Here is a 15,057-nt window from a genome sequence, read left to right on the forward strand (position 1 = left end):
GGAATCTGCCAGACATGTGGTTGGATACTGGTATGGACAGAAGGCATATTGTCGACCGATTGTCGGATGCTCGCATGCAACCGTTTTTGGATGAGTGTGGCGGGAACTGTAAGCGCGCGCTGGCGTTATATGGATGGCATGCAGAGTTATCGTCTGCTGTTAAAGATGTTTTGGCGTTAACAGAAATCTTTCTGAGAAACGCAATTGACAAGGAATTGCTTGCTTGGAACGCCCGTAATAATGGTCCTCAAAGCTGGCTACTTGATCCGCCTCCTCGCCCCTTGCGTTCGATTGTCGGCTCCCAGAGGGAAAGGGCGATTAAGCGTGCACAAGCAGCGGTAGATTGCCGTCCTTCATCTCATCCTCGTCACGGTTGTGCTATCACTCATGATGATGTGCTTTCCCATACGACTTTCGGTCTTTGGCGTACGCTACTACCGAATCATCACCCTAATGCTAATCATGCTGCACCCGAGAATGTAGGACGACAAGTTTTATGGAATCAGGCTATTAAGTCTGCGTTCCCTAACGTGACCGACCCCGACGGATCGATTACGTATTGGAACGTATCGCACTGTAACGATTTGCGTAATAAAGTCGCTCACATGGACAGTCTTCTGAATGTGAACGTGATTGTCGAATCGCGGAGAGCGTTTGAATTGATTGATTCGATGGATCATCAAATTGCAACGTGGGTGTCGTCCCGAAGCCAGGTATCAAAGGTATTTAATAAGCGTCCTGGTCAATAAAAAAGAGCCATCTGGCGCATACGTCCAGAAGACCCTTTTTAGTCATAGCAAGGGACCATGTCCTTGCTTTCTGACTCTGACTATAGGTGGCACGTCCCCGTGATGTCAAGATTTTTGACTAGTACGGCTATTCCACCGCCGTAAACGTCCAAAAAGCCACTAGACATCACAGTTCTAGCGCGTGAGGTTTAGGCGGCGAGCACGTCAGCGAAGGAAAGGTCGAGTACACGAGGGAGATCCTCCGGGTTCATCTCGATGTCGAGTCCCCGTTTGCCGCCGGAGAAAAAGATGGTGTCGAAAAGCAGTGCCGTTTCATCAACCACTGTCGGGAGGATGTGCTTGTGTCCCAGCGGGGAGATGCCGCCGGGGATGTAGCCGGAGGATTTGGAGGCGTCGGCAGGCGCGGCCATCGTGGCCTTAGAAGCGCCGAAGGCAGCGGCGGCCTTCTTGAGGCTGAGCTGGTAGGTAACCGGAAGGACGCACACGGCGAGCTGGCGCTTGGGGCCTTTGCCGGCGCTCAGGTCGATGACGAGGGTTTTGAAGATGCGCTCAGGCTCGACGTCGAGCGCCGCCGCGGCCGCGTCGCCGAAGTGCTCGCGGCCACCGTCGAAGGTGGAGACACTGTGGTCGATTCCTGCCTCTTCGAGGATTTTGAGAGCGGGGGTAGCGGCGTGCGGGGTCTTCTTGGCCATAGAATCCACCCTAGTCCGGAGCGCTAGGATGGTGAGCATGGCCACCGAAACGACGAGCGAGACGCTTCAGAAACAGCGATTGTTTGAGGAGCAAGCCTTGCCCTTGCTGGACCAACTGTACGGCGGAGCGATGCGCCTAACGCGCAACCCCCAGGATGCAGAGGATCTCATCCAGGAGACCTACCTCAAGGCCTATAGCAACTTTGATTCCTTCAAACAGGGGACGAATCTCAAGGCCTGGCTGTATCGCATCATGACGAATACCTACATCAACTCCTACCGGAAGGCCAAGCGCCGTCCGCTGGAATCCTCAGCGGATGAGCTGAGCGACTTTCAGCTGTATACCACGGCCGGGCATGACTCCACGGGCTTGGAATCGGCGGAGGTCGAGGCCCTCAAGCAGATGCCGGATTCGGAGATTTCCGAGGCCATGAATGACCTACCGGAGGACTACCGCATGGTGGTGTACTACGCGGATGTAGTGGGCCTGGCCTATAAGGAAATCGCGGATGTGATGGGTACACCGTTGGGAACGGTGATGAGCCGCCTCCACCGCGGAAGAAAACTGCTTCGCGAGGCGTTGAAGGACGTAGCACGAGAAAAAGGCATTGGTCGCAACCACCCAGAGATGGAGGAGAAGTAATGGAACGCGCAACAGGACGCAATTGCGGTGCGTGTAACTCTCCGGAGGTTGAAGCGCTCTTTAGGGAGCTGTTCGATGAATCGACGAGCTACGCGCGAGCTATGGCAATCCGCGAGCATCTTGCGCAGTGCGATGCCTGCCAGCAACGCCTTGAGAGCGAGGAAGTAGTTCGGGCACTCGTACGCAAGTGCTGTGGGGGACAGGCCGCGCCGCAGTCGCTGCGCCAGCGCATTAGCGTGCAGATTACGAGGACTGAAATTACCTGGGGATAAGCAAAGGACTCGTTCCCGCCCACGGTGGTGGGGTGAGGAACGAGCCCTGAATGCTGACGTTATGCGTTAGGACGCTTGCCGCGGTTAGCGGACTTCTTGCGGCGATCCTTGCGCTTACGGCCACGCTTGCTCATCGCGTACTCCTTCTGTTAAGGGTAAATGAACTTATTCAACTGTAGCGGCAGGGTATGCCTGGGTGTTAATCGGGGGTGTGTCTGTTTAGGCAGATACGCGGGCACGGCCGCGGCTGCGGTTGCGGCGCTTGATAGCGCGGCGCTCCTCCTCAGAAAGGCCGCCCCACACGCCGGCATCCTGGCCGGACTCGAGGGCCCACTTGAGGCAGGAAGAGGCAACTGGGCAGCGGTTGCAGACCAGCTTGGCCTTAGCGATCTGGGTGAGTGCGGGGCCGGAGTTACCGACAGGGAAGAAGAGCTCCGGGTCCTCGTCGCGGCAAACGGCTTCGTGGCGCCAATCCATGATTGAAATCTCCTAACAAATTTTTGACAGCAGTGGGCGAAGTAGGCGCACCAAGGGCAGTCCACGGTGGTGAACTGAACTGAGTGCTACTGGGTGTAAGTGGACTGGTCTGCGGTCAGTGGGGCCCTGTCTCGAGTTAGGGCCAGCGTCGACGCCGCCGTGGTTCACTTTCTGTTAACTCGAAGGATTCTCCGGGTTAAGAACTGATTTAACAGCTCGTTGTTTTTGCTACCTGAGAATAATGACACGTTTACTCAAAGTCCGCTAGGGGTAAAGGGAGAAAAGTGTCCAACGTCACTAAATAAATTCTTCCAATTTGCACTTTTCTAATGGGTGGGCGGCTGTAAGAAACCTGTCAGTAGCGTCTCTACCTGCGGCGACGGGGAGATTGGGGTGAGTGTGGTGACCTGGATCGCGTCAAATCCAGATCCTCCTCGCTGCCCCCGAAAACACAGCAGGAGGAAAGCCGAAGCTGAGTACAGGACGTGCGAGTACCGCGGCGGCCGAATTGGCAGAGGGTGAAGCTTTGGCGTGGAGACTGCCTAAACCATGGGGCAGGGAAGTAGACTAAACGCCCGTGAATAAGAAGAAGAACCAGCCCTCAACGACACCTGACCGAGCTGCCGGAAACCGTGCACCGCGTACGGTGATGGCGGCTGCCGGCATCGCCGTGGTCCAATCCATCGCGGTTATCATTTTCGGCATCTTCCTCATCGTCCGTGAGGTTGCTGGCGCTGAGAATGGCTCCATGGTGTCCGACTCCGGCGCATCGAGCTTTGTGGGCCTGGGCACTGCCATCTTCATCTTCATCGTGTTCGGCTTTGTCATCGTCGGCTCGTGGGCCTTCGTCAAAGGCAAACGCTGGGGCCGCGGAGCCATCGTGCTTGTGGAATTCATCCTGGGCGCCATGGCTTTTCAGATGTTTAGCGGCGGCTCAGCGCTGCTAGGCATCGTGACCTTGGCAAGCGCCGGGCTCGTCCTATACCTGCTTATGGCGCGGCCCGAGACGGCGCAGTGGGCTGAAAGCCACTTTTAGTAGGGCATGCCTAGGCGGCGGTGAGCGCCACAGCGGTGTCGCCGCGCTGCTCAACGATGACCGTGCCCGCTAGCGTTAGCGAAATCGGGCCGGAATAGCCGTCACGGTCAACGGGGATGGTTTTCTCGGTTTTCCCGGTAGACCAGTTCACCACGTCGATCCCCTCCTCAGTGGGGACGAGTAGGCGTTCGTCGACTGCGACGCCGGTTCCCACCGCTTGCTCGAGAATGTGATCCACCTTGAGCTCTGTAGGGGTAAAGAGGTAGAGACGCTCGCCGTCGAACCACGACATGTGGTGCGGCAGATCCGCAATCGCGGGCGCAAAGGGGGACGCGGCGTTGGTGATGGACTTCGAAGGCTCAACGTCCGTGGACGACAGTGTTTCACCTTCAAAGCTATAGGAGACGATGCGCGGTGAATCGCCGGGGAGGAAGACCGCGGCTGCCTCTTGGCCGTAGGCGATGAGGCGCGCACCAGGATCCTCAATATCGATGTCCTTTGAAATTTCCGGAGAACGGGAATCCTCAGGGGTGGTATTTTGAATGCGCAGCCAGGTGGAGTCCGGGGAATCTGGGCAGGTTTCGGTGACACCCAGTGTTTCGGTGCGGGTCAGCGCTGAGGTGATGGCGCAGTCCTCGTGGGGCTGTAGGTTCGGCTCCTGTTTGGCGTCGACATCACCGTACTCAACCGAGCGCACGAGATCCGAGCGCCAGAGCTCTACGCGCTCTGCGGAAACGGTGCCCACGCGGTCATTCGACATGATGGGGACCACCTCTTCGGAATTGCGGGCGCTACGGGTATCGGAGTATTGGCCGGTGGCGGCGTCGATCGCCACTACATCGCCGCAACCATTGCCTGCGTCATAGGAAGCCACAATTTTGTTCCACGCTGTGGTGAGCGAACACAGGTCGGCATCGCGGCGTTGATAGGTCCAGACTTCGTCGCCGGAGGCGTTCGAAGCGCTGAGCATATCGCCGTCATGGGTGATTAACAGGCCGCTGGAGGATACCGCGCGAGCCTGTCCCGGCACGAGAGTGTTGGGAAGGCTGAAGGCTTCGGTGAGGGAGCTCGGGATGGCATCGAGAAGCGCCGGTTCATCGCCGGACGCGGCGTCCACCGCCGGGGTGAGCTCCGCCTTATGAATGGGTGCGGTGATGACCGCGCCGCCGATGGCGATGGCGCAGACCGCACTGATCGCGCCCACGGCAATCCAGTCCGCCTTCGTGGAGCGCAGGATGGGAGCCTTCTTCGACGAGTCGACCTTTGCCCGGGCCTTATCCAGCTGGGATTCCTGGGTGTGCTCGGTGCTCATCGGTGCCCTCCTTGACGGGGATTGCGTTTGCGGGAACGGGTGCGGCGAGAGGCGCGGGCGGAAGCCGCCGAGGAACGCGAGGAGCCTCCACGCGGCGATTCCCCGCGCGAGCCCGAACGCTTCGCTGCGCCCAGCACCTTGGTGGGCGGACCAACGGTGTCAGAAACACCCTCGGGAATATCGAGCGCTTGCGCAAGCTCAGGAGAGGTGCTGAACCACTGTGGCGGCTCGGGCTGGTCCAGAGAAAGCTCATCGTTGATAACCTGCCATTTGCTCAGCTCATCGTAGCCAACGAGCGTTACCGCCGTGCCGGTGTGGCCAGCGCGACCGGTGCGGCCAATGCGGTGGACAAAGGTCATGGGGTCATCCGGCACCTGATAATTAATGACATGGGTGACATCATCGACGTCGATGCCGCGAGCAGCGACATCCGTGGCCACGAGTATTTCCACGGTGCCTTCGCGGAAGGCGGAGAGCGAGCGCTCGCGAGCCTTTTGATCCAAATCGCCGTGGACCGCGCCCACGCTGAAGCCGCGCTGCGCGAGCTCGTCTGCGACGGCGGCTGCCGAGCGCTTGGTGCGCGTGAAAATGATGGTGCGCCCGCGGCCTTCTGCCTGCAGGATCTTTCCCAAGACCGCGATTTTGTCCATGCGGTGTGCCTGGAAGGTGACCTTGCGCGTGGAGGAGTGGGTCTGTTGGGCGTCGCCGGACTCGGCGCGAATGTGGACCGGCTTGGTGAGGAAGGTGCGGGCCAGCGTCACGATGGGCCCGGGCATGGTGGCGGAAAAGAGCATGGTCTGGTGCGGGTTGCCGTGCAGGAGGGAGAGAATCTTCTCAATATCCGGCAGGAAGCCCAAGTCCAGCATCTCATCGGCCTCATCCAGAACCAGAACGCTGACCTGCTCGAAGGACAGGTGCTTCTTCTGGCAGAGATCGAGCAGGCGGCCCGGAGTGCCCACGACGACGTCCGCGCCCCTCTTGATTTGTGTGATTTGCTCTTCATAGGGGCGCCCGCCGCACAGGGTGACGATGCTGAGCGGAAGATTGGCGGCAGCAACCTTGAGGTCCCCGCTGACCTGGATGGCCAGCTCACGGGTCGGCGCGATGACCAGCGCGCGGGGAGTGCCGTCGAGCTCCGGGATGTCGGCGTCATCGAAAACGCGATCCAGCAACGGCACACCGAAACCATAGGTTTTGCCCATGCCGGTGCGCGCTTGGCCAATGAGGTCGTGGCCATTCAGGGCGATGGGCAGGGTGAGCTCTTGGATGGCGAAGGTGTGCGTAATCCCGTTCTCAGCGAGGGCATCACAGATCTCTACGGCGACGCCGAGCTCGGCAAAGGTAGGGGATTCACGGGAATCGCGGGATGATTTCGGGGCAAGCACACCTTGATAGTAGAGGACGTGGCTATAGTGGGGCCATTAGAGCGCCGGGGGCGCAGGCCTCACGGCACAGACTAAAGAACACGATCTAAGGGAGTAGACACCACATGGACATCAAATTTGGCTTCGCCGATACCGCCCGCGAACTGGTCATTCACGCGGATGGTGAGCGAGAAGAGCTGACCCAGACCATCAACAACGCCTTGGGGGAGAACTCCACTCTCGAATTGAAGGACACCAAGGGCCGCACCTATATCGTGCGGACCGAGCGTGTGGTCTACGTGGAAATCGGCACCGTGCGCGCCCACACCGTAGGATTCGCAGGCTAAGTACGCGCTCGCTGCCTCAGCGGGTAGCCTAAATGGCCATGGATAATCCCGCGGAACTTAAGCAGCGCCCACAGTTCGTCTCGGCGGTGGAGCGTTTCGCTCGCGAGTACGGCTGGTGGCGAGTGGTGGCGATCCCCGTCATGGTCGTCATCACGGTGTGGGTGCTGGTTGATGTTTTTCGTTCCCCAGCCCAGGATGCGGAGGTGACGGCGGCAGGGGAGACGTCGGCAAGCAGCACAGCCGCATCCGCCTCCTCGCGCAAGGGGCCGGATCCCGCCAATGCCAGCGCGGTGGCCGCCGCCAAGGATGGTTTGCCCGCCGGCGGTGATTTCACTGAGCAAGGTGAGGAAACCTACCGCGATGCAGGGCCGTCTTCCATGCACGCTGGCAAGGGCGGGAAGCAAACCATCCGCTTTTCCGTCGAGATTGAAAATGGTGTGGACACCTCCGCATATGGTGGTGACAGTGCTGTCGTCGCGCTGGTCGACGCCACCTTGGCCGACCCTCGCGGGTGGACGGCCAACGGCGATTTTGAATTCATCCACGTCAAAGCCGATGACAACCCCGATACGCACATCCGTCTGACGTCATTGGGAACCACGGCGAAGTTGTGTGGCGCGCAGCTGGAATCAGAAACCTCCTGTCACACGACCATTACGGGGGAGTCCGCGGTCAACCTCAACGAGTCTCGGTGGGTGCGCGGCGCGACGCCATTTGAGGGCGACTTGGGCAACTACCGCCAGTACCTGATCAACCATGAATTTGGCCATGCCATTGGTTTTGCGTCCCACCAGCCCTGTGGCGGGGACGGTAAACTCGCGCCGGTCATGATGCAACAGACGCTGAGCTTGAACAACGCCCAGCTTTTTGAGAAGGAACCCAACGAGGTTTATCCGGACGAGGATGTCACGTGTGAGCCGAACCCGTGGCCCTACCCGAACCCGGCTAATTCTGATCACGCTAAGCCCGAGTAGGTCGCCCCAAACTTAAGGATTGTTTCTCATGCCACTGCCACCTGAGCCCGTTCTTGCTGCTTTCAACGCCGAATTTCACCCGCGCCGGACACAGGGAGAACTCGTAGGTCCTGCCTGGGATAACGGGATCCGAGTGGGGGATATTGTCTTCGCCGAGGCGCGGCCGTGGACTGGCTGGTCCGCCAAAGTACGCGAGAAACTCAGCTTGCCGGGAGCACGTATTGCCCGGCCAGTGCTGACTGCGGATGGTCGCTACACAGCCGCCGGGTGGAAGGCCACCCAATTCGTGGAGGGGCAGTTGCGGGGGCGCATCGATGAAACAGTGCAGTTAGCGCTGCGTCTCGATGAGGCCCTCGAGCTGGCACCGTTGCCCACAGTGGACCGGCGAGAGGATGTGTTTGCGCGGGCGGAACGAGCGGCCTGGGAGGAAAGTGGGGAGGCCTACTCCGATGCTGAGCTTGCGGAGCTCCCACTTGTCACCGCCCACATGGACGTGCTGGGTACCACGGTTTTCTCTGGTGCGAACCCGCCAGCGCTGACTGATATCGTTCCTTCCGCGGCACCGCGCCCGGTTGGCTGGTCCGCCGCGTTGGTCATGGTGGATGGCCTCATCGCAGGCGCAGTAGATGATGATATTTGTGCCCGCTTTGCGTCGGTTCCCGGCATACAGCAGCTGCTCTTGCGCGCAGTGGCGTATCGCCGTTACGTCAATACCCTGCACCCGCGCTCCAAAGCGACCGTGCGTTCGAATATTGAAAGGGTCGAAGAGGCCCTCGTGTCCGCAGCATCTGACACACTATAGGGCGTGAAGTACAGCAGCGAATCCCCCACACGTACCGGCGTCACGCTTCCTCCCTCGCCGGAAGTCCGCCTCATTCCCCGAACCCGTCGCGCCACGTCGCGCGAGTGGGATGTTCCCTTGCCACAGCAAGGTACCTGGCGGGTGCTTGGTGCAGCGGGATCAGGGGTGTCGAGCCTGCTGATCGACGTTGTCTTGGCCCAACTCAATGCTGGAGCCGATGCCTCCGGCATCCTCGTCGTCGCCCCATCCAAGGAATCCGGCTCGTTGCTGCGCCGGGAGTTAGCAGAAAACCTCGATAACTACGCCGCACAGACTTCGATGGTGCGCTCGGTGCACTCACTGGCTTTTGCGCTTCTGCGCCAAAGCAGCGAGGAGGAGCTGCGTCTCATCACCGGTGCGGAACAGGATGCAGTGATCCGTGAGCTGCTGCAGGGCCATGCGGCCGATCGCCGGGGCGCGTGGCCAGAGGAGATGCGCCCGGCCCTGGAGTATGTGGGCTTTGCGCGCCAATTGCGTGATTTGTTGCTGCGCGCCATCGAACGGGGGCTGGGCCCGACGGACTTGGAGGAGCTGGGACAACGCTACGGCCGGCCCATGTGGGTGGCTGCCGGAGACTTCCTGCGCGAGTATGAGCGCACTCAGGCGCTGGCGGGTTCGCATTCCTATTCCGCTGCGGAGCTGGTCAGCCAGGTGCTTTTGCGCCCGGAGCTGTTGCGCGAGCACCCCTGGCACACCATCGTGGTCGATGACGCGCAGTTGCTGGACCCGACCTCCGGCCAGCTCATCGCAGAGCTAGCGAAAACCGCACGCCTTACCGTGATTGGCGGTGATCCTGACCAAGCAGTTTTTGCCTTCCGTGGCGCCAATTCGGAATTCCTCACCACCTGGGAGGCAGAGAACGAGCTGCGCTTAGACTCGGCGCACCGCACTCCTTCCCCAGCCTGCGTCAGCGTTGTAGATTCGCGGCGTACCTTGCGTGATGTTCTGGCCAATACGGTTCGCCGCCGGCACCTAGAGGAGGGCGTGGACTGGCGTGATATCGCGGTGATCGTGCGCTCCACCGGGGATATCGGACCTGCCCGTCGCACGCTGCTCAGCGCTGGCGTGCCAGTGCACATTAATCCCACGGACGTTGTGCTTGCTGAGCAACGCTTGGTTAAAGCGGTGCTTCTGGCTCTGCGTGCCTTGGAGAACGAGCTTGAACCCACGGAGCTGGAGGACTTGATTACCGGCCCTGTGGGCGGCGCTGATCCGGTGACGCTGCGGCGGCTCATCCGCGGCCTGCGCCGCTGGAAACCGGAGCAGCGCGGAATGAATACGCTGCGAGAGTTGCTGGACGGTGAGTTGCCGGACTTCAATAACCTCCTCACCGAGCGCGAGGAAGCGATTCTGGCGCGTATTCGCGGGGTGCTGTCTGCCGGGCGTGCGGCCTTGCAGCAAGGCGCTGCCGTTGAGGAAGTCCTCTGGGAGGTGTGGCAGGCCACCGGTTTGGACACGCGCCTGCAGGCAGCGGCTCTGCGCGGTGGTGCCGCGGGCTCGCAGGCAGACCGCGACCTGGATGCGATGATGGCGCTGTTCGACGCTGCCGGTGATTACGCCGAGCGCCGTCCGGCTGCATCGTTGGAGTCCTTCATTCTTCACATTACGGAGCAAGAACTGCCCACCGGTGTACGGGATCGCCGCTCGGCCTTGCCCGATGCAGTCGAAATCCTCACTGCACACGGCGCGGTGGGGCGCGAGTGGGACACCGTCATCGTGGCGGGCGTTCAGGAAGGAACGTGGCCCTCGGTGGGGGAGACCGGCTCCCTCTTTGGACAAGAAGACCTCATTGATCTCATCGACCGCGACATCACGCCCGGCACACCGGTGAGCCACGTCTCCGGGCGCTTAGCGGAGGAGCGCCGCCTTTTCCACGTGGCCACTACCCGCCACCGGCACCGCCTACTCATCGTGGCGGTCGATTCGCCGGAAGGCGATGTCGTGGAAGAGCCCTCCCGCTTCATCGACGAATTCCTGTCCGCTCGCGGCGTCGATGTTCCCGGGGCACAAGCGCGCCGGGAGGCAGGAGAGCGCCTCGCACGCCAAGCCTGGCCACGCGAGTTGGGCCTCGAGGTGCCGGAGCCGAATCCGGTAACGCTGCCCAGTGCTGCTAGTGGGGAGGAAGAGCTCGATCCCCTCGATGTCTCGGTGCTCTCGGTGCCCGCCTTCGTGGCACAACTGCGCCGTTGTGCCACTGATCCGGAGGTCGGCGAGGCCGAGCGCTCCCAAGCGGTACGGCAGTTGGCACGTTTGGCAAAGGCTGGGGTCCCAGGGGCGCATCCGGATCACTGGTGGGCCGCGCGCGGCGTGGCCTCCGAGCTTCCGCTGCGTGGTTCGAGCACAGTATCGCCGTCCCGGGTCGATGCCCTGCTCACGTGCCCGCTCAACGCCGTGTTGGGGCAGCTGGTGGAGGATGATTCCTCGAACATCAACCTCGTGCGGGGCAACCTGGCGCATGCCTTCTTGGAGGCTTTAGGCCGCGGCGCGGCCGCAGAGCCTGCGAAGCGGCTGGTGCTCGATGCCTTCGACTCGCTTGTGGAAGGCCCAGCGTGGCACCGGGAAGCTGAACGCGCGGACTTTGAACGCCTCATCGACCGCACCCATGGCTGGGTGCTCTCGAGTTCAGTCTCGCTCGAGCCCGTGGGCGTCGAGGTTCCCGTCACCGTGGATATCGGTCCTGATGTCACCATCCGTGGGTTCATCGACCGGCTGGCAAAAGCCGGCGAGGACTATGTTGTGGTGGATCTCAAGACGGGGACAAAAGTCCCGTCGGCGACCAGCGCTCAGGACAACACTCAGCTCATGACGTATCAGCTGGCGCTAGCACACGGCCAGCTCGTCGGGGCTGCAGCAGAACCAGGTAGCGAATCTCATGACGTGTCCATCCGGACCGGTGATGGCCTGCCGCGCGGCGGTGGTGTTCTGGTGTTCCCGCGGTCGAGCGCTGCCTCCGTGCCCACCCGAGAACAAGCCACCAAGCCCCCAGAAGAGCTTGCGGAATTTGCACAAATGCTGCCCGCACTCGTGGCTGAGCTGCGCGGACCGGATCTGACCGCGCGCGAGAATGCCGATTGTGATCGCTGCCCAATCCGCTCTATTTGCCCCGTGATGAATGAAGGAGGTCTGGTGACCAATGCCTAAGAATCCGGCTCAACACTTCAGCTCTGAGGAGCTTGCTGCCGCGCTGGGCAAGCCTTTTCCTCCCACCCCGGAACAGGCCGCTGTTATCGATGGTCCGCTCGGTCCGAAACTCGTCGTGGCCGGCGCCGGCGCCGGTAAGACGGAGACGATGGCCTCCCGCGTGGTCTCACTCGTGGCAAACGGTCTGGTGCGGCCGGAGCAGGTCCTCGGCCTCACCTTTACCCGCAAGGCCGCCCAGCAACTGGAGCAACGCATCCGCCGCCAGCTGTTGACGCTGCGTTCTTCTGGAATCCTTGCCCCGGGCAGCCCGGCGGCTGAGGCGGTGGAGAATATCGCCCCCAACGTGTCCACGTATGACTCCTATGCAGGCGATCTCGTCCGCGAGTATGGCTTGCTCATGCCGGTGGAGCCGAATGCCCGCATCATCACGGAGGCGGAACGCTACGCCATCGCTCATGAGGTGGTCAGCAACTACACGGGCTCGCTGAGCACCGATAACGCGGTGGCCACGGTGACCGCGACCTTGCTCAAGCTCGCGGAAACGATGGACGGGGAGCTCAAGGATCCGCAGGATCTCTATGAGCACGAGGACATCTTCCGAAAGACCGCTGAGGATCTAGAAAAGAGCAACCGGACTAAAGGTGAGTTCGGCAAAGACTTGCAGAAGTACTTGGATATCCAGCGCCTGCGCTTGGAGTACCTGCCCTTGGTGGAAGCTCTCAAGAAAGAGCAAGCGGAGCGCGGGGTGATCACCTTCGGTGAGCAGATGTCCATCGCCGCCACCCTGGCCAAAAAGTTCCCGCTTTTGGGTGAGCAACAAAGCGCGCGCTACCGCGTCATCATGTTGGATGAGTACCAGGACACCTCCCACGCGCAGCGCATCCTATTGCGCTCCCTCTTTGGTGGCGAGCGCGAGGGACTATCTGTTACTGCGGTTGGTGATCCCATGCAGTCCATCTATGGCTGGCGTGGCGCGACGGCCGAAAACCTGGAGGCTTTTGTCACGGACTTTCCGCAGCCTGATGGCACCCCGGCGCCGAAGGATCAGCTCACCACCTCTTGGCGCAACCCGTCGACGGTGCTGGGGCTGGCCAATGACGTGGCTTCGGAGCTCTTCTCCTCAAGCCCCGGCGAGCGCCCCGTCGATGAGCTGTCGCCCAAGCCCACGGCACCGGCCGGCACGGTTGAGCTGGGTTACTTCACATCTGAGGACGAGGAGCGCGCCTTCATCGCTGAGCACCTTCGTCAGCTCTATGAGTCCACGCCGGAAGGCGAGGATTTCAGCGCCGCCGTACTCGTGCGCACCAATAGGCAATCGCCTTTGATCGCCGCCGCCTTGGATGAGGCTGGCGTGCCCAATGAGATCTTCGGCCTGGGTGGCCTGCTCTGGCAGCCAGAGATCCAAGACCTCGTGGCGGTGGCTACGCTCTTGGTGCGTCCACAGGACAGCGCGGCGGCACTGCGTGTGCTGACCGGTCCGATGTGCGGCTTGGGCATCGCCGATATCCAGGCGCTGCATTCGCGTCAGCGTAACCTGGCAGGCGCCACCGAGGGCCGCACGCGGTGGGAGGGCGGTGATCCTTTGGAGCACCTGGCTATCCAGGTCGAGGAGATCACTGCGGAGGGCCCGGACCAGGTGCTGGGGCTTGCCGACGCCCTCGCAGACCTCGGCGAACGCGATCGCTACAGCGCCGAAGGATTGGAACGCATGGAGGAGGTCTCCTCCAAGCTGCGTTACTTGCGCACCTATTCCCTGGGTAAGTCGTTGAATGACATTTTCGCCGACATTGAGCTGCTCTTCGGCCTGCGCACCGAAGTGCTTGCTTCCGGCAAACCGGGCGGGGCAACGCACCTCGACGCCTTCGCTGACTTCGTCGCGGGCTTCCACGGGGATGGCCTGGCCGGCCTCTTGGACTACCTTGAGCTGGCTAAGGAGAAGGAAGATGGACTCGAGCTGGGAGAGGTCCCGCTCGTGCGCAACCGCGTGCAGATCATGACGGTGCACAAGGCCAAGGGCTTGGAATGGGAGCACGTGTGCGTGGCACATGCGGATTCCTCGAGCTATAAGGCACAGGCGGAAACCTTCCTGACCAAAATCGAGAAAGCCCCGGGCGATGAGGACGTCATTGATGTCCCTGAGGATGCGGTGACACGCACCGACTTCGACAAGGCGTGCACAGCATTCAAAGAACAAAACCGAGAGTTCCAAGCGGAGGAAGCGGCCCGTCTGTTCTATGTGGCGATGACCCGCACCGAGTCCACGCTGACGGTGACAGGCTCCGGGACCAATAAGAAGAAGGGCAAGAGCAAGAAAGGCCCTTATTCCTACCTGCAGTTGCTGGCGGATAAACACCCAGATCTGGTGGTCCATTGGGAGGTCCCCGAGGTTCCGGAAGAAGAAGCAGAAGGCGCGGTTGCAGAGGCGTCTTTCCCCTCGCTGACCCCGCAAGCGGAAGCGCTGAAAGCAGCAGACGCGGTGCGCGCGGCGATGGAGGATTTACCGTCGCTGCGTGATGGCGAAGTCTTTGGGCTCTGGGAGCAGGAGGCGAGTGCGCTCATCGAAGAGCACAAGGCCCTTCAAGCCCCCGTGGTCGATGTTGAACTGCCTGGCGAGCTGACGGCTTCCGACATGGTGGCTATGTCGGCGGATCCCACCCAATTCGCGCGCCGCCAGCGTCGCCCCATTCCCTTCAAGCCCAATTCCTATGCCAAGCGCGGCACAGCTTTCCACGCCTGGCTGGAGGATCGTTTTGGTTCCCCAGCCTTGCTGGGGGAGGACGAGCTGCCAGGCTCGCACGACGAACCGGACCATGACTTGGAATCCCTCAAGGAGTCTTTCCTGGCCTCCGAGTGGGCACAGCGCACTCCCGCTTATGTCGAGGCACCCTTCGAGATCACCATTGGGGACTCGGTTGTCCGCGGCCGCATGGACGCGGTGTTCCAGCAGCCGGATGGCTCCTGGCTCATCGTGGACTGGAAGACCGGCCGCCGTCCGCAGGGCGCCGCATTGGCCTCGGCGCAGATTCAGCTGGCTGTCTACGCAGAAGCATGGCGGCGCATCCACGGCGTGGAGACCGTCCGCGCGGCGTTCTTCTACGTGCATGAGAATTATCTCTTGGAGCCGGATGACTTGCCCACCGGAGCACGGTTGGCTGAGCTTTTAAGCTCCGCAGTTTCCACGCCACCGGGGTTGAGTCTAAGGTAGTCTC

14 protein-coding genes are annotated in these 15,057 nt (G+C 61.3%); 9 read left to right on the plus strand and 5 right to left on the minus strand.

The features are described 5' to 3' along the window. Nucleotides 1-14: 14 nt before the first annotated feature. Nucleotides 15-749, plus strand: a complete 735-nt coding sequence (locus HMPREF2967_RS12695; RefSeq protein ID WP_198531004.1) for a hypothetical protein — start codon at nucleotides 15-17, stop codon at nucleotides 747-749. 188 nt (nucleotides 750-937) lie between these two features. Here HMPREF2967_RS12695 and ybaK read toward each other — a convergent pair whose 3' ends face one another. Further along, nucleotides 938-1,441, minus strand: coding sequence for a Cys-tRNA(Pro) deacylase (ybaK, locus tag HMPREF2967_RS01960; protein WP_070520181.1), 504 nt, complete (start codon nucleotides 1,439-1,441; stop codon nucleotides 938-940). A 37-nt stretch (nucleotides 1,442-1,478) separates the two neighbouring features. Here ybaK and HMPREF2967_RS01965 point away from each other — a divergent pair, with 37 nt between their 5' ends. Together HMPREF2967_RS01965 and rsrA are read left to right on the plus strand one after the other, a co-directional pair. Further along, nucleotides 1,479-2,084 (plus strand): sigma-70 family RNA polymerase sigma factor, encoded by a 606-nt coding sequence (locus tag HMPREF2967_RS01965; RefSeq protein WP_070684145.1) that lies wholly within the window; start codon nucleotides 1,479-1,481, stop codon nucleotides 2,082-2,084. Further along, a complete protein-coding gene (gene rsrA, locus HMPREF2967_RS01970; RefSeq protein WP_070520186.1) occupies nucleotides 2,084-2,356 on the plus strand; it encodes a mycothiol system anti-sigma-R factor in 273 nt (90 codons plus the stop codon). The genes HMPREF2967_RS01965 and rsrA overlap by 1 nt, the downstream gene beginning before the upstream one ends. Nucleotides 2,357-2,415: 59 nt before the next feature. Here rsrA and HMPREF2967_RS13525 read toward each other — a convergent pair whose 3' ends face one another. Beyond that, complete coding sequence (locus tag HMPREF2967_RS13525; RefSeq protein ID WP_100227335.1) at nucleotides 2,416-2,490, minus strand: 50S ribosomal protein bL37; 75 nt, start codon at nucleotides 2,488-2,490, stop codon at nucleotides 2,416-2,418. A gap of 85 nt (nucleotides 2,491-2,575) precedes the next feature. Next, nucleotides 2,576-2,833, minus strand: coding sequence for a WhiB family transcriptional regulator (locus tag HMPREF2967_RS01975; protein WP_010189168.1), 258 nt, complete (start codon nucleotides 2,831-2,833; stop codon nucleotides 2,576-2,578). Nucleotides 2,834-3,410: 577 nt separating this feature from the next. Here HMPREF2967_RS01975 and HMPREF2967_RS01980 point away from each other — a divergent pair. Next, complete coding sequence (locus HMPREF2967_RS01980; RefSeq protein WP_070684742.1) at nucleotides 3,411-3,869, plus strand: hypothetical protein; 459 nt, start codon at nucleotides 3,411-3,413, stop codon at nucleotides 3,867-3,869. Between the two features lie 10 nt (nucleotides 3,870-3,879). Here HMPREF2967_RS01980 and HMPREF2967_RS01985 read toward each other — a convergent pair whose 3' ends face one another. Further along, the gene (locus HMPREF2967_RS01985) at nucleotides 3,880-5,181 is read right to left on the minus strand and encodes an Rv3212 family protein (protein ID WP_070684745.1); all 1,302 of its coding nucleotides are present in this window, start codon (nucleotides 5,179-5,181) and stop codon (nucleotides 3,880-3,882) included. Beyond that, entirely contained in the window at nucleotides 5,178-6,566 is a 1,389-nt protein-coding gene (locus HMPREF2967_RS01990; protein WP_070564923.1) for a DEAD/DEAH box helicase, read from the minus strand. Before HMPREF2967_RS01990 ends, HMPREF2967_RS01985 begins: the two co-directional genes overlap by 4 nt. Nucleotides 6,567-6,670: 104 nt before the next feature. On the opposite strand from HMPREF2967_RS01990, the gene HMPREF2967_RS01995 reads away from it, so the two are divergent. Genes HMPREF2967_RS01995 through HMPREF2967_RS02015 form a run of 5 tightly spaced genes read left to right on the plus strand, consistent with a single transcriptional unit; the run spans nucleotide 6,671 to nucleotide 15,053 of the window. After that, the gene (locus HMPREF2967_RS01995; protein ID WP_070520196.1) at nucleotides 6,671-6,892 is read left to right on the plus strand and encodes a DUF3107 domain-containing protein; all 222 of its coding nucleotides are present in this window, start codon (nucleotides 6,671-6,673) and stop codon (nucleotides 6,890-6,892) included. 32 nt (nucleotides 6,893-6,924) lie between these two features. Next, nucleotides 6,925-7,866 carry a DUF3152 domain-containing protein gene (locus HMPREF2967_RS02000; protein WP_070684747.1) on the plus strand — a complete coding sequence of 314 codons (942 nt, stop codon included), beginning with the start codon at nucleotides 6,925-6,927 and terminating at the stop codon, nucleotides 7,864-7,866. A 28-nt stretch (nucleotides 7,867-7,894) separates the two neighbouring features. Beyond that, nucleotides 7,895-8,668 carry a hypothetical protein gene (locus tag HMPREF2967_RS02005; protein WP_070684749.1) on the plus strand — a complete coding sequence of 258 codons (774 nt, stop codon included), beginning with the start codon at nucleotides 7,895-7,897 and terminating at the stop codon, nucleotides 8,666-8,668. Nucleotides 8,669-8,671: 3 nt separating this feature from the next. Further along, a complete protein-coding gene (locus HMPREF2967_RS02010) occupies nucleotides 8,672-11,848 on the plus strand; it encodes an ATP-dependent helicase (RefSeq protein ID WP_369816011.1) in 3,177 nt (1,058 codons plus the stop codon). Continuing rightward, nucleotides 11,841-15,053 carry an ATP-dependent helicase gene (locus tag HMPREF2967_RS02015; protein WP_070684753.1) on the plus strand — a complete coding sequence of 1,071 codons (3,213 nt, stop codon included), beginning with the start codon at nucleotides 11,841-11,843 and terminating at the stop codon, nucleotides 15,051-15,053. Before HMPREF2967_RS02010 ends, HMPREF2967_RS02015 begins: the two co-directional genes overlap by 8 nt. Nucleotides 15,054-15,057 lie beyond the last annotated feature (4 nt).

Origin of the sequence: Corynebacterium sp. HMSC059E07 (assembly GCF_001814395.1) — a bacterium.
GTDB classification, from domain to species: Bacteria; Actinomycetota; Actinomycetes; order Mycobacteriales; family Mycobacteriaceae; genus Corynebacterium; species Corynebacterium hesseae.

What these genes read in the sequence shown, in the direction of transcription:
- HMPREF2967_RS01965 (WP_070684145.1), top strand. Translation starts at nt 1,479, where the DNA reads ATGGCCACCGAAACGACGAGCGAGACGCTTCAGAAACAGCGATTGTTT.
- HMPREF2967_RS02005 (WP_070684749.1), top strand. Translation starts at nt 7,895, where the DNA reads ATGCCACTGCCACCTGAGCCCGTTCTTGCTGCTTTCAACGCCGAATTT.
- ybaK (WP_070520181.1), bottom strand. Translation starts at nt 1,441, where the DNA reads ATGGCCAAGAAGACCCCGCACGCCGCTACCCCCGCTCTCAAAATCCTC.
- rsrA (WP_070520186.1), top strand. Translation starts at nt 2,084, where the DNA reads ATGGAACGCGCAACAGGACGCAATTGCGGTGCGTGTAACTCTCCGGAG.
- HMPREF2967_RS12695 (WP_198531004.1), top strand. Translation starts at nt 15, where the DNA reads ATGTGGTTGGATACTGGTATGGACAGAAGGCATATTGTCGACCGATTG.
- HMPREF2967_RS01985 (WP_070684745.1), bottom strand. Translation starts at nt 5,181, where the DNA reads ATGAGCACCGAGCACACCCAGGAATCCCAGCTGGATAAGGCCCGGGCA.
- HMPREF2967_RS01995 (WP_070520196.1), top strand. Translation starts at nt 6,671, where the DNA reads ATGGACATCAAATTTGGCTTCGCCGATACCGCCCGCGAACTGGTCATT.
- HMPREF2967_RS01975 (WP_010189168.1), bottom strand. Translation starts at nt 2,833, where the DNA reads ATGGATTGGCGCCACGAAGCCGTTTGCCGCGACGAGGACCCGGAGCTC.
- HMPREF2967_RS02015 (WP_070684753.1), top strand. Translation starts at nt 11,841, where the DNA reads ATGCCTAAGAATCCGGCTCAACACTTCAGCTCTGAGGAGCTTGCTGCC.
- HMPREF2967_RS02000 (WP_070684747.1), top strand. Translation starts at nt 6,925, where the DNA reads ATGGCCATGGATAATCCCGCGGAACTTAAGCAGCGCCCACAGTTCGTC.